The organism is Citrobacter sp. NCU1, assembly GCF_010231475.1.
Lineage (GTDB): Bacteria > Pseudomonadota > Gammaproteobacteria > Enterobacterales > Enterobacteriaceae > Citrobacter_D.
On sequence record NZ_NRDO01000095.1, the window covers coordinates 1 to 13,728 of the forward strand.

Genomic DNA, 13,728 nt, shown 5'->3' on the forward strand with positions numbered 1-13,728 from the left:
CGGAACAATTTGAAAACCAGAATCTCGCTTAGGGTTGTGTCCACATTACGTGGGTAAGATCATTTCCCCTTGCGTTGCGAGCACTAGCCAGCGCTGTCCTAGGTTCTGTTTATGACCAGAAAAACTTTCAGGGAGACATAAATAACTTGAATCTAGATGACCGCTATAAAGTTTGGGAAAAAGCAACTACGGATGCTGCTCTGGCAGAGGAAGCAATCGCGTTGGAGTTCAGTGATCCGGTGGAGTCCGGTAAACGCTGGCAACAGGTTCTGGGCAATGATTTTCCGGTGGAGGCGGCGTAATGAACCATTACTTTGAAAATCAGAACCAACCCGAAATGATTAATTTGCAGGCTGCGCAGCGGGAGCTCTATTCAGTCGTGAAAAAATACCTAACGTACAGTTTTATGCTGGCCGTGTTTGTTCCAACTATGGCGTCTGCCATCTATCTGGTATTAAACTTCTTTCCGGGCTATACATTTCCGTGGCTGAAAATTTCCTTGACTGTTTACGGTTTTATTATGCTTTTTATTAATAATTTACTACTTAACCACATTAGCTCAATTAAAAAGATTGCAGCACGTATACAGGAAGAGTTTGACACTTGCTTGTTCGCGATGGAATGGAATGATGTGGTTGCAGGTAAACGTCCCAGACCGAATGAATGGGTTGAACCAAGCGACCGGCATCTGAAGAAAAACGGAAGCAGCAACCTGACCAACTGGTACCTGAACTATTCAATTGCTCTTCCCTCACCAGTAATGACACTACTATGCCAGAGTAAAAATCTTGGTTGGGATTCCCGATTGAAAATAATAATATCTAATGTGCTTTCCGTAGTTTTAGTGGTTAATGGCATCATGTTGCTGGTGCTTGCGATTATGATAAATCCACCTGTGGTTAATATCTTTTCACTTATTGCTCTGTTGGCTCCAGTTTATCAATTTTATTACCGCTATGTTAGTGAAAACAAGAAATCAGTTGCTCGTGCGGATGAACTTCGCCAGAAGGTTGAGTCTGAACTAGATAAAATAATAGAGTCAGGTGAATTTGATGAGGGACACCTAAAAAAACTTTCTAGGAATATTCAGGATCAGATATTTATCTATCGTTCATCTGGCAATCCTGTTCCAGACAGAATTCATCAGTATAACAGAGTGAAAGACGAAGAACGCTACGATAGTATATTTAATGTTTATGCAGAAAGAATGAAATTACTGACTCCTCTGATGTGAGAATATAACAATACGGTATGCTTTTCACAGCGTGTTGTGATGACCTACCCCCAGGATTAGATATAACACTCAGTTAGTAATGTCGATTTATTTGCCGATAGGCTTAAAAATTTTTAATCGTACAAGTAAGATTGGGAACAAATGGATATATTGAAATTCCTTTCAGAGATAGTTAAGTCGCTTGCTTGGCCAGTAACAATAATCGCGTTAGTTATCCTTTTGCGACAACCCATAATCGAGCTCATTCCATTACTGAGGCGCTTAAAGTACAAAGAGTTTGAGCTTGAGTTTTCTAAGGAGGTGTCTGAGCTAAAGGCCGAGGTTGAAGCCATTGCGAAAGAGAAATCCCCATCCACACCTGTAAACTCATCGCGTTTGCTTGACCTTGTTTCAGTCTCAACGCCTGCTGCAATAATGGAAGCGTGGTTTGAAGTTGAGTCAGCAGCGGTAAGTTCGGCAAGTTCGTTTTGGGGACATTCGGCAAATGACGCCTTAAAGAATATGCCAAAACTTGGTGAGTATCTGTTGCAATGTAAGGTCATTGATCGGACACAATTAGATGTTTTCAATAAGTTACGGCACCTACGCAACAAGGTTGCGCATGCACAGGACTTGAATCTTAGTGAAAATGATGCTCGTTCTTATGTCCAACTAGCATTAGATTTAGCTGATACTATTCGGGGGAGTAAGGTTTAACGAATTTTTCATTAATTTTTTAATTCAACTAAGTTAATTCTTTGATTAATCTACGATCTTTGTCCTTTAATTACAGCTAGGTCTAATCGTACCCAACTAAGTGGTAACTCCGACTGATTTTATATGAAACCGTGTAAGGAGAAGGTATGTCTGAGAGCCTTGATAAACTATCAGTTGAACACGAATACCTAAGAAGCTGAAATAACATTCAGAAATGATTCCTGTGAAAAATCTAAGACTGATTTTTCTTTAACATAGCAATCAATTCAATTTGTTGTTGCTCTGTCATTTTTGCTATCAGGCATGCTAACTCTGCAGTCGTTTCGTTCTCGCAAAAGAAGTAGTTAATTGGTACCCCAAGCTCATCGGCCATACGCTTGAGGGTATCAATGTCAGGAGTATGCCTCCCCTTCTCATAATGGTTCATGCGGCCGCTCGCTGAACTGGGTTCCATGCCAATTCGGATACCCAATTCCTTTTGAGTGATCCCAGCTTTTGTTCTGGCTGCTTTGAGCCTCTCGGGTATCGGGTTTGGGTGAGCCACGTATTCATCATCATTGCCTTAGAGTGCTTAAATTGTCTAAGTTTCGTAGGTTTCTGTATACTTAGCAATTCTAAGTTTGTTGATTTGGATTTTTTTACAATGAAGTCTGCAGTAAAGTTGCACCCCTTTATTTATAATTTATTGATAGAAAAAGATTTTGATGAGTTTGGTGCTACCCATCTCAGGGATGCTTTGCTGAAGATTACAGATGAGTATGCTGATGTGGCGGAAGCCAGAAAGTTCATCCGCCGACAACTTCTCAGGCTGGAATCCCTTGGCTTCATAGATAAAATTGAAACTAGTGGTGGGCGCTCCAAGACCTTGTACAAGAAAACAGAAAACTTTTATTCAACCACTTTCATACCAAGAAAATTGCCTAAGAATTCGCGCCTTATAGCTTTACCCACAAATGTGAAACCTTCCGTTTCGGATGTTGATCTTTTCCTGGTTGATCTGATGAAAGAAAAGATTGTTCATGAAGCCAAACTAGCCGTGATTCTTAGCGAAATTGAAGAATACCAGTCCCTTATGGAACGTTTTCCAACCAAAAAAAGATGCTTGATGGACCTCTTTCAGCAGGCAAAAAATCAGTCAGCAGAATTGCTTGGCAGAGTTACTGCTTTATCCAAAGTGCTTGGGCATCATAGTGATGAGCATCCAGTATGCTGAGAGAATGGCAGAAAGAATGTACTGAAACTGCGCTAAAAAAATATCAATCTGAATCGCGGCACTTTCTATGCCTTGCTAGTCCAGGTGCGGGAAAAACTGTGATGGCAGCCGAGGTTGCCAGGAGAATGCTTGAGCTCGATCTGGTAGACCTTGTCATATGCTTTGCACCTTCGACGGCTGTGGTCTCATCTGTAAAAAGTACCTTCTCACGCATTCTGGAAAGAAATTTTGATGGTGGCCTTGGGGCGGTTGGCGCTGCGTATACTTATCACAGTCTGATGTATTTCGATAAGAGCTTCTGGGACTCTTTGAAGCGGCATCGGGTATTGGCTGTTTTCGATGAAATACATCATTGCTCCGGTGATTCTTTGGAAAATGCCAATGTTTGGGGTGGGGAAATACTTACTCAAGTTCAACAATGTGCCAGTTATACACTGGCATTAACAGGAACTCCATGGCGAACGGATAATACACCAATAGTGCTTTCAAATTACACTGATCCGGATGGGGCTGTCAGTTGCGATTATGTATACGGTCTACGTGAGGCTATCGAAGATAATGTTTGTCGTAAACCTAAAATTGTCCTGATAAATAGTAGTGATTTGACTTTTTCATCAGATAAGATAATAAAAAATTTTGGTTCTATAGCAGATTTTCTGAGTGAAAGCATAGCTTCGTATCAATCAATAATTTGGCATCCTGATGCAATGAAATATGTAATCAAAGCAGGATGTGAAAAGCTTCGTGAAATACGAAAAGTTAATCCTGATGCGGGTGGTCTGGTTGTTGCTTCATCAGTCGAGCATGCGTACGAACTACTGAGTATTTTAGAGAACGAGTTTGGCCAAACCGCAACCATTGTGACGTATCACGATAGAAACGCCCTTTCTAAGATTGTGCATTACCGACATGCTGCTACTGAGTGGATCGTCAGTGTTGGCATGATCAGCGAGGGCACAGATATCCCCCGGCTTCAGGTTTGCTGCCACCTAAGCACTGTAAAAACTGAGCTTTACTTCAGGCAAGTACTGGGTAGGATTTTACGAGTGAACCAACACAAATATCAGGAAGCCTGGTTATTTACAATGGCTACTGATGAACTGACTTTATTCTCCGGTCGACTGGCTGAAGACTTACCAGAGGACTATAAAATTTTACATACACAACAGGATGAATGGTCATTACCCGTACATGAGGCATCCTCTGTATCTCAGGGCTTCATGCAAAGAAATGGTATAAAGAAATTCGGAGAAACAGATCTTAAAATGGAATTCATTGAAGCGGGTACATCTTCTTTTTCTATTCCAGATCATGCGATGAATTTAAAGATTGGCTCTTTGTATAAAAAAGTGATTGATGCATTTTTGTTTTCACCTGTTTAATCTTGGGCTTAATATGATGTAGAAAACAACGTAAAAGTAGAATATTAACCACTATTAATAGAAATAAAAAACTGGCTTGTTACGGCCAGTTTTCCAGAGTTACAAAGGTGTAGGTATGAGTTTTCTACACTAACCTCTCATAGTAACGAACTCTTCCGACGCGGTAGGGTGGATGGCGACAGTGTTGTCGAAGTCTTTTTTGGTTGCGCCCATTTTCAGCGCCACTGCAAAGCCTTGCAGCATTTCATCCATACCAAAACCGATACCGTGGATACCGACAATCTTCTCTTCCGGTCCCACGCAGACCAGCTTCATGCGGCACGGCTGACGGTGAGAGGTCACCGCCGTGTACATCGCGGTAAATGACGATTTGTACACTTTTACCTGCTCATCGCCGTACTGTTCGCGCGCCTGGGGTTCGGTCAGACCCACGGTGCCAATCGGCGGGTGGCTGAAGACCACGGTCGGGATGTTGCTGTAGTCCAGATGCTCGTCCGGTTTGTTATTAAACAAACGCTCAGAGAGGCGACGGCCCGCCGCTACTGCCACTGGCGTCAGCTCAACGGCACCGGTGTTATCACCCACTGCGTAAATGCCATTCACATTCGTGTTCTGGAATTTATCGACGACGATGTAACCTTTTTCATTGGTTTTCACGCCCGTTACCGCCAGATTGAGGTTATCGGTGGCAGGTTCGCGACCGATAGCCCAAATCAGACAATCCACGGTTTCGCTACGGCCATCTTCCAGTTCAAGGGTCAGGCTGCCATCGGCGTTTTTGACTACCGCTTTCGGAATGGCGTTGGTGTGAAGCTGAGGGCCTTCGGCATTCATCACTTCAACCAGCGTCTCGGTGATCATCGGGTCAAAGCTGCGCAGCGGCGCGTGTTTACGCACGAACAGATGCGTTTTCGCGCCCAGACCGTTGATCACACCCGCCAGTTCAACCGCGATGTAACCTGCTCCGACGACCGCAACACGTTCCGGCAGTGCGGGCAGTTCGAAGAAGCCGTCAGAGTCGATACCGTATTCCACGCCCGGAATGTCCGGATGGCTCGGACGGCCGCCGGTGGCGATCAGAATGTGGTCGGCAGTGATTGTTTCGCCATTCACTTCAATGGTTTTCGCATCAACAAAACGGGCAAAGCCTTTGATCACATCCACCTTATTTTTACCCAGCACGTTATCGTACGAGGTGTGGATACGGTCGATGTAAGCGCTACGGCTGGCGATTAACGTGTCCCAGTTGAATGCGTTGATCGTGGTGTCAAAGCCGTAGTCCGGACCATACAGGTGGATCGCTTCGCGAATCTGCGCAGCATGCCACATCACTTTTTTCGGTACGCAACCGACGTTCACGCAGGTGCCGCCCAACTCTTTGGCTTCAATTAGCGCACATTTTTGGCCGTACATGGCTGCGCGGTTAATGGAGGCGATACCGCCGCTGCCGCCGCCGATAGCGATGTAATCATAGTGTTTGGTCATGACTTTTGTCCTTAATCGTTGATTGCTGCGATTGTAGCGTGAGACGTAAAAGGTTCCACCGATGGCTGTGATTACTCCGGCACTACCCAGTTTACCGAGGTATGACCGGTGCCTGCCGGAACCAGTTTGCTGTGCAGCCACGGCAGCACGCTATTCATCTGCTGTTCCAGCTTCCACGGCGGGTTGATCACAATCATACCGGATGCCGTCATCCCACGTTGATCGCTGTCCGGACGGACGGCCAGCTCAATTTGCAGAATACGGCGAATACCGGTGGCTTCCAGCTCTTTGAGCATGCGTTTGATTTGCGCACGCAGGACGACCGGATACCACAGCGCGTAGGTGCCGGTGGCAAAACGTTTATACCCTTCACTGATCCCGCTGACGACGGCCTGGTAGTCCGTTTTCATTTCATAAGGCGGATCAATGAGGATCAGCCCGCGACGGGAGACCGGCGGTAATTTTGCTTTCAGCTGTTGATAGCCGTCGGCGCGTGCCACACGGGCGCGCTCATCTTTCTGAAACTCAGAGCGCAGCAGGGGGAAATCGCTCGGGTGCAGCTCGGTCAGTTGCAGGCTGTCTTGCTCACGCAGCAACTGACGGGCAATCAGCGGCGAACCTGGGTAATAACGTAGCTGACCGCTGCGGTTAAAATGCTGCACGACGGAGATGTACGGCTCCAGCTCAGCCGGTAAATCATCCTGCTGCCAGATGCGCGCGATGCCTTCCAGATACTCCCCGGTGCGCTCGGCATGCTCGCCACTCAGTTGATACCGGCCAGCACCCGCATGGGTGTCCAGATAGAGAAACGGTTTTTCTTTCTCTTTGAGCGACTCGATGATCAGGCTCTGAACGGTGTGTTTAAGGACGTCGGCGTGGTTGCCAGCGTGATAGCTGTGGCGATAACTGAGCATGGGTAAAGGAGTTCCAGGTTAAAAGCGTAGGCACGATAAGCGAAGCGCCATCGGGCGAAAATAAAGCATATCGCCACAGTATACAGAAAAGTCACCCTCGCCGCGAAAGGACAACGCGCAGCATTGAAATTCACTACACTTAACCCCATGCTACTGAGTATTACGCGCTGGATAAGGTGTCAGCTGCCCTCCGGCGAAAACGTGTATACGCGTTTCGTTCCCCTTTTTTAACCAGGACTGTGCATATGACGAATCCATTACTGACTCCCTTCGAACTGCCGCCGTTTTCCAAAATTCAGCCCGAACATGTCGTTCCCGCCGTGACTCAGGCGCTGAATGACTGCCGCGAAAATGTGGAACGTGTGGTAGCACAGGGCGCACCGTACACCTGGGAAAACTTATGCCAACCGCTGGCGGAAGTGGATGACGTGCTGGGACGTATTTTCTCGCCGGTCAGTCACCTGAACTCGGTGAAAAACAGTCCGGAACTGCGTGAAGCGTATGAACAAACCCTGCCGCTGTTGTCTGAGTACAGCACCTGGGTTGGACAGCACGAAGGGCTGTATCAGGCATATCGCGACCTGCGCGACGGCGATCACTACGCCACGCTCTCCACCGCGCAGAAAAAAGCCGTGGATAACGCGCTGCGTGATTTTGAACTCTCTGGTATTGGTTTGCCGAAAGAAAAACAGCAGCGCTACGGTGAAATTGCTACCCGCCTGTCTGAACTCGGAAACCTGTACAGCAACAACGTCCTTGATGCCACGATGGGCTGGACGAAGTTAGTGACGGATGAGACCGCGCTGGCCGGGATGCCGGAAAGCGCGCTGGCAGCCGCCAAAGCTCAGGCCGAAGCGAAAGAGCTGGAAGGGTATCTGCTGACGCTGGATATCCCGAGCTATCTGCCGGTGATGACCTACTGCGACAACCAGGCATTGCGTGAAGAGATGTATCGCGCCTATGTGACCCGCGCCTCCGATCAGGGGCCAAATGCGGGCAAATGGGACAACAGCCCGGTGATGGAGGAGATCCTCGCCCTGCGTCATGAGCTGGCGCAATTGCTGGGCTTTGACAGCTACGCCTTTAAATCACTGGCTACCAAAATGGCGGAAAACCCGCAGCAGGTGCTCGATTTCTTAACCGATCTGGCGAAACGCGCCCGTCCGCAGGGTGAGAAAGAACTGGCGCAACTGCGCGCTTTCGCAAAAGCGGAATTTGGCGTTGACGAGCTACAGCCGTGGGATATCGCTTACTACAGCGAAAAACAGAAACAGCATCTGTACAGCATCAGTGACGAGCAACTGCGTCCGTACTTCCCGGAAAACAAAGCGGTTAACGGCCTGTTTGAGGTCGTGAAACGTATTTATGGCATTACCGCGAAAGAGCGTACGGATGTGGACGTGTGGCACCCGGAAGTGCGTTTCTTCGAGCTGTATGACGAAAACAACGAACTGCGCGGCAGTTTCTATCTCGACCTGTACGCCCGTGAAAACAAACGCGGCGGGGCATGGATGGATGATTGTGTGGGTCAGATGCGTAAAGCCGATGGCTCGCTGCAAAAACCGGTCGCTTACCTGACCTGCAACTTTAACCGTCCGGTCAACGGTAAGCCGGCGCTGTTCACCCACGACGAAGTGATCACGCTGTTCCACGAGTTCGGTCATGGCCTGCATCATATGCTGACCCGTATTGAAACCGCTGGCGTTTCTGGTATTAGCGGTGTGCCGTGGGATGCAGTCGAACTGCCGAGCCAGTTTATGGAAAACTGGTGCTGGGAGCCGGATGCGCTGGCGTTTATTTCCGGTCACTATGAGACTGGCGAATCGTTGCCGAAAGAACTGCTGGATAAAATGCTGGCGGCGAAAAACTACCAGGCGGCGCTGTTTATTCTGCGTCAACTGGAGTTCGGTCTGTTCGACTTCCGCCTTCATGCCGAATTTAGCCCAGAACAGGGGGCGAAAATCCTCGATACGCTGGCAGAAATCAAAAAACAGGTTGCTGTGGTGCCGGGGCCGTCATGGGGCCGTTTCCCGCATGCATTCAGCCACATCTTTGCCGGTGGTTATGCGGCGGGTTACTACAGCTATCTGTGGGCCGATGTACTGGCGGCTGATGCCTTCTCTCGTTTCGAAGAAGAGGGCATTTTCAACCGCGATACCGGGCAGTCGTTCCTCGACAACATCCTGACCCGTGGTGGTTCTGAAGAGCCGATGGAGCTATTCAAACGCTTCCGTGGCCGCGAACCGCAACTGGATGCGATGCTTGAGCATTACGGCATCAAAGGTTAGTCGTTACGTGAAAATCTGCTTAATTGATGAAACGGGCGCCGGAGACGGCGCCTTATCTGTTCTTGCCGCCCGCTGGGGGCTGGAACACGATGAAGATAATCTGATGGCGCTGGTGCTGACGGCGGAACATCTGGAGTTGCGTAAGCGCGATGAACCGAAACTTGGCGGCATTTTCGTCGATTTTGTCGGCGGGGCGATGGCGCACCGTCGCAAATTTGGCGGCGGTCGTGGCGAAGCAGTCGCGAAAGCGGTCGGCATCAAAGGCGATTATTTGCCGGATGTGGTGGATGCCACGGCAGGATTGGGTCGCGATGCCTTCGTGCTGGCGTCGGTGGGTTGCCGCGTGCGGATGCTGGAACGTAATCCGGTGGTTGCGGCGCTGCTTGATGACGGTCTGGCGCGTGGCTATACCGACCCGGAAATCGGCCCGTGGTTACAGGCGCGTTTGCAGCTGATCCACGCGTCCAGCCTGACGGCGTTGACCGATATCACCCCGCGCCCGCAGGTGGTTTATCTCGACCCGATGTTTCCGCACAAGCAGAAAAGCGCGCTGGTGAAAAAAGAGATGCGCGTGTTTCAGTCGCTGGTGGGGCCGGATTTAGACGCCGACGGGCTGCTTGAGCCCGCCCGACAACTGGCGACAAAACGGGTGGTGGTGAAACGTCCGGACTACGCGCCGCCACTTGCCGATGTCGCAACTCCCAACGCGGTCGTCACCAAAGGACACCGGTTTGATATTTACGCGGGGACGGCGGAATAGCGTTGTCGCCGCCGGATCGATCGCGCCGTCTTCTGTAAGCGGGAGAAGGCGCTTGCGCCGCTATCCGGCAATGGTGCAAAAATTGCCGGATGGCGCTGCGCTTATCAGGTCTACAGAACCGTGCTCGTTGTAGGCCTGATAACGCGTTGACTTAGCTACACAAATGGCGCGTACGGGTCCGCCATCTCAAATGCCACCGCTTTTTCTGCCTTCGGCGGATAAATCAGCGCACTGGTAATCGACATCTTCAGCGTCTTGGCTTCTTCGCGCGTCAGTTTCACCTGCTGATCCCAGCCTTCGGTATAGACCGCGCCCCACGCGCCGAGATCCAGACAGGTGACGTACATCTCCTGGCGATATGGCGACGGTGCCACCTGCAGCAAACTGGCTGCCGCATTGTTCCCGGCGAATTTACCCAGCAGAATTGCATGCTGACAGGTCATCAACGCGTGATTGCCTTTGTCATCGGTCGCCGCGTAGGCGACGTCGCCAGTGGCGTAGATATCGTCATAGCCTTCCACTTGCAGATTTGTATTGACGTGCAGACGACCCTGACGATCGCGCGGGGCGGTGATCTGCGCCGTCAGGTCGCTGGCCTGGACACCCACGGTCCAGATAATGGTTGAAGAGGCAATTCTCTGCCCATCTTTCAGCGTCACGCCCGTAGCATCAACCGATTCCACCTCCGTATTCACCAACCACTCCACGCCCAGTTCGGCGGAGGCGTCGATGATGACATTACGCAGTGCTTCACTGTAGCGCGAGCCTGGTTGTGGACCGCGTTCAACTACGACTACTCTGGTCTTAGAATTTGAACCGAGGATATCGCGCAGGCGGCCAGGCAGTTCCATCGCCATCTCAATACCGGTAAAGCCACCGCCGCAAACCACGACCGTATTGCGCGCCTCGCTTTCTGGCTGGTTGGCCAGTGACTTCAGCTGTTTTTCTAATACGGTGGCGCTTTCCAGCTGATCAAGGTCGAAGGCGTGTGCCTCCACACCCGAGACAAATGAACGGTTTACGTGGCTGCCGCTCGCCAGAATCAGGCGGTCATAGTGGTGTTGATGGGTTTCGCCGTTGGCATCTTTCCAGCTCACACTGTGTAAGTCGGTATGGATGCTGGATACAGTGCCGCGCAGGAATTTCACGCCGGTAACGTCAAACAGTGGCTGTAACGGAGAAACCATTGTTTCAACGCGATTCTCATAAAAACGCGGGCGTACGCGGAGCTCCGGCTGTGGTGCAATCACTGTAATATCAATGGCCTGGTTGTCATGCTTGTCTGCCAGACGTGCCGCACTCAGGGCGGCCCACATGCCAGAAAAACCAGCACCGACGATCAGAATTTGTTTACGCATCGTTTCTTCACTCTGTTAACTCCGATTAATTGACTCGGATTTTATTGGTCGTAGTTTTGAAATGCAACGCGAAAAATGATGATGTCGATTGTTTTGCGTTTATCGCATTGATTAGTCGCTATTTATTTATTATTCGGAGTCTATTTTGAAGGAACTGTATGGTATGGAGAGAGTGAAATAGCTACAATAACTCAGAATTATTTTGGCTGAGATTAGAGAATGGCATTTTACAGTTCTGGGGTTGAGTACGGCATTCATAGCCTGATGTGTATGGTCGACAGCAAAGGTGATGCCCGCGATATGAGTGTGCGGGAGATTGCCGCACTGCAAAGCGTTCCCTATGACTACCTGGCCAAAATTTTTACGCGTTTATCAAAGGCCGGACTGGTGCGCAGCATTGAAGGTAAGGGCGGCGGATTCCAGTTGGCAAAGCCTGCTGAACACATCACGGTACTTGATGTGGTCAACGCGATTGATGGTGACAAACGTATTTTCGAATGCCGCGAAATTCGCCAGCGACTGGCCGTGTTTGATGAGCAACCGCCGCAATGGGCGTGCGAAGGTATTTGCGGTGTACGTTCGGTGATGGATTCGGCACAACAGCGGATGGAAGAAGCGCTCAGCCAGCATACAATCCTCGACCTTGCGCGAAAAATGTACCGCAAAGCGCCGGAGACTTTTGTGGTTGAGGTTCAGGAGTGGATTGCCGCACGGAAAAGCTAACCTCAGCCAGCGTGGACTGACTGAGGTTACGGTCGTTATTTGCTGCTGTCCGGCGTATTGATCATCCGGTTTAGCCACGGCACCATCATTGCCATCACTATCGTTACGGCCAGCGTTACCAGCCCGATTTTGCTGAACACGCCTGTGTAGATAGGCAGCGTCTGCAACGGATCGGTAATGTTTTCCGGTACGGCAGTGAATGTTGCCACATATCCCCCCATCAGGAACGCTGCAGCCTGCGTCAGGAACCACATCCCAAGGATAAAGCCCATTAGATGTTGCGGTACCAGCGCGGCAACCATGGCCAGCCCCAGGGCGCTTATCAGTAACTCGCCCAGACTCTGGAACAGATAAACCAGTACGATAAACCACGGTGATGTCAGCCCCTGCGCATCGGCAAACCACATTCCCGCAGCGGCGGCGGTCAGAAAGCCCAGCGCACACAAGAACATACCGAGCGTAAATTTCATCGGCATGGTCAGGTCTTTGCCCTTGTTCCCCAGACGAGTATAGATGGCTGCCAGTACCGGACTGGCGAGCACTACCCAGAATGGGTTCAGCGCCTGAAAGCTGACAGGGTTAATGGTGATGCCGAGGATCTCATGGTGTACGTTGTTGATGGCAAAGAAGTTGAGAGAGGTCGGCATCTGTGCGTACAGAATATAAAACAGCACCGCTTCCAGCATCAGAATAAAGGCGACAAACATTTTGTTGCGCCCGGTTTTATCCAGTTTGAACGCTTCACGGAAGAAGATAATCGTGACGACAATCGACAACACAATCAGCACGATGTTGGCGATCTTGACGTTGTGCATCAGCCAGGCGCACAGGAACACCATCGCCACGGTACCGACTAATACATACAGCAGGTTACGCAGACTCAACGGTTTGTGGTCAGGCTCTGAACCGATATCTTTCACCATACCGCGGCAGGCGAAATAGACCAGCAGAGCCACGATCAGGCCTGCGCCGCACAGGTTGTAGGTGACGGCATAGCCAAATTTTTCGGCAATCACTGGCGCCAGCGATAGCGACAGCAGGGAACCGATGTTAATCGACATATAAAACAGGGTAAATGCGCCATCAAGACGGGCATCTTTCGGCGGATAGCATTTTGACAGCAGGCTGGCCGGGTTAGCCTTAAATAACCCGTTGCCGACGGCAATGGTGCCAAGTGCGATAAAAATCAGATCGGGTTTGAGCAGTGACATCCCCGTCATGAAGTAACCCAGCGCCAGGACGATCGCGCCGAGCACCAGCGTACGTTTGGTTCCCAACAGGTGATCGCCAACGTAGCCGCCAATGGAAATCAGGCCATAGACCAGGGCGGCAAACGCGCCAAAGGTGATGAACGCCTGTTCCTGAGAGAACCCAAGCTGTTTAACAAAAAAGACGGCCAGGATGCCCTGAACGCCGTAATAGCCAAATCGTTCCCATAATTCTACAAAAAAGATCATGAAGAACGGACGAGGTTGCTGCAGCAAACCCGTAGGTGCAGTTGTATTCATATTCCTTCGCCTTTCAATGCCATCCCGAAAAGTATGAACGCGTATGCTAAAACGCGCCGAAAAAGTCTGACTCTGTTATAGACTGCGGTCATTAACCGGATGTGTAGACTATTATATTGAGTTATTTCGATCTAACTAGATGATCACACTATTTATGATTTGTTGGA

13 protein-coding genes are annotated in these 13,728 nt (G+C 49.9%); 8 read left to right on the plus strand and 5 right to left on the minus strand.

From position 1 onward, the window contains the following. Positions 1 to 146: 146 nt before the first annotated feature. The 3 genes from CJP72_RS23515 (at position 147) to CJP72_RS23525 (ending at position 1,930) form a co-directional block, all read left to right on the plus strand. Positions 147 to 302: a hypothetical protein gene (locus CJP72_RS23515; RefSeq protein ID WP_238340155.1), complete on the plus strand. Its 156-nt coding sequence runs from the start codon at positions 147 to 149 to the stop codon at positions 300 to 302. Further along, entirely contained in the window at positions 302 to 1,234 is a 933-nt protein-coding gene (locus tag CJP72_RS23520) for an S-4TM family putative pore-forming effector (protein ID WP_162383673.1), read from the plus strand. Before CJP72_RS23515 ends, CJP72_RS23520 begins: the two co-directional genes overlap by 1 nt. A gap of 141 nt (positions 1,235 to 1,375) precedes the next feature. After that, positions 1,376 to 1,930, plus strand: a complete 555-nt coding sequence (locus tag CJP72_RS23525) for a hypothetical protein (protein WP_162383674.1) — start codon at positions 1,376 to 1,378, stop codon at positions 1,928 to 1,930. Between the two features lie 232 nt (positions 1,931 to 2,162). On the opposite strand, the gene CJP72_RS23530 is transcribed toward CJP72_RS23525, so the two are convergent. Beyond that, positions 2,163 to 2,474, minus strand: a complete 312-nt coding sequence (locus CJP72_RS23530) for a helix-turn-helix domain-containing protein (protein ID WP_162383675.1) — start codon at positions 2,472 to 2,474, stop codon at positions 2,163 to 2,165. Between the two features lie 99 nt (positions 2,475 to 2,573). Between CJP72_RS23530 and CJP72_RS23535 the strand changes: the two genes are divergently transcribed. Then, positions 2,574 to 3,143: a hypothetical protein gene (locus tag CJP72_RS23535; RefSeq protein WP_162383676.1), complete on the plus strand. Its 570-nt coding sequence runs from the start codon at positions 2,574 to 2,576 to the stop codon at positions 3,141 to 3,143. Then, entirely contained in the window at positions 3,137 to 4,525 is a 1,389-nt protein-coding gene (locus CJP72_RS23540; RefSeq protein WP_162383677.1) for a DEAD/DEAH box helicase, read from the plus strand. Before CJP72_RS23535 ends, CJP72_RS23540 begins: the two co-directional genes overlap by 7 nt. 129 nt (positions 4,526 to 4,654) lie before the next feature. On the opposite strand, the gene gorA is transcribed toward CJP72_RS23540, so the two are convergent. Together gorA and CJP72_RS23550 are read right to left on the minus strand one after the other, a co-directional pair. Next, the gene (gorA, locus tag CJP72_RS23545) at positions 4,655 to 6,010 is read right to left on the minus strand and encodes a glutathione-disulfide reductase (RefSeq protein WP_162383678.1); all 1,356 of its coding nucleotides are present in this window, start codon (positions 6,008 to 6,010) and stop codon (positions 4,655 to 4,657) included. Between the two features lie 71 nt (positions 6,011 to 6,081). After that, positions 6,082 to 6,924 (minus strand): 23S rRNA (adenine(2030)-N(6))-methyltransferase RlmJ, encoded by an 843-nt coding sequence (locus CJP72_RS23550; RefSeq protein WP_162383679.1) that lies wholly within the window; start codon positions 6,922 to 6,924, stop codon positions 6,082 to 6,084. A gap of 245 nt (positions 6,925 to 7,169) precedes the next feature. Here CJP72_RS23550 and prlC point away from each other — a divergent pair, with 245 nt between their 5' ends. Continuing rightward, positions 7,170 to 9,212: an oligopeptidase A gene (gene prlC, locus CJP72_RS23555; protein WP_162383680.1), complete on the plus strand. Its 2,043-nt coding sequence runs from the start codon at positions 7,170 to 7,172 to the stop codon at positions 9,210 to 9,212. A 7-nt stretch (positions 9,213 to 9,219) separates the two neighbouring features. Further along, positions 9,220 to 9,972 (plus strand): 16S rRNA (guanine(1516)-N(2))-methyltransferase RsmJ, encoded by a 753-nt coding sequence (gene rsmJ / locus CJP72_RS23560; RefSeq protein WP_162383681.1) that lies wholly within the window; start codon positions 9,220 to 9,222, stop codon positions 9,970 to 9,972. A 155-nt stretch (positions 9,973 to 10,127) separates the two neighbouring features. On the opposite strand, the gene CJP72_RS23565 is transcribed toward rsmJ, so the two are convergent. Next, complete coding sequence (locus CJP72_RS23565; protein WP_162383682.1) at positions 10,128 to 11,330, minus strand: NAD(P)/FAD-dependent oxidoreductase; 1,203 nt, start codon at positions 11,328 to 11,330, stop codon at positions 10,128 to 10,130. 219 nt (positions 11,331 to 11,549) lie between these two features. Here CJP72_RS23565 and CJP72_RS23570 point away from each other — a divergent pair, with 219 nt between their 5' ends. Further along, entirely contained in the window at positions 11,550 to 12,053 is a 504-nt protein-coding gene (locus CJP72_RS23570) for an RrF2 family transcriptional regulator (protein ID WP_162383683.1), read from the plus strand. A gap of 35 nt (positions 12,054 to 12,088) precedes the next feature. Here CJP72_RS23570 and dtpB read toward each other — a convergent pair whose 3' ends face one another. Continuing rightward, positions 12,089 to 13,561, minus strand: a complete 1,473-nt coding sequence (gene dtpB / locus CJP72_RS23575; protein WP_162383684.1) for a dipeptide/tripeptide permease DtpB — start codon at positions 13,559 to 13,561, stop codon at positions 12,089 to 12,091. Between the last annotated feature and the right edge of the window lie 167 nt (positions 13,562 to 13,728).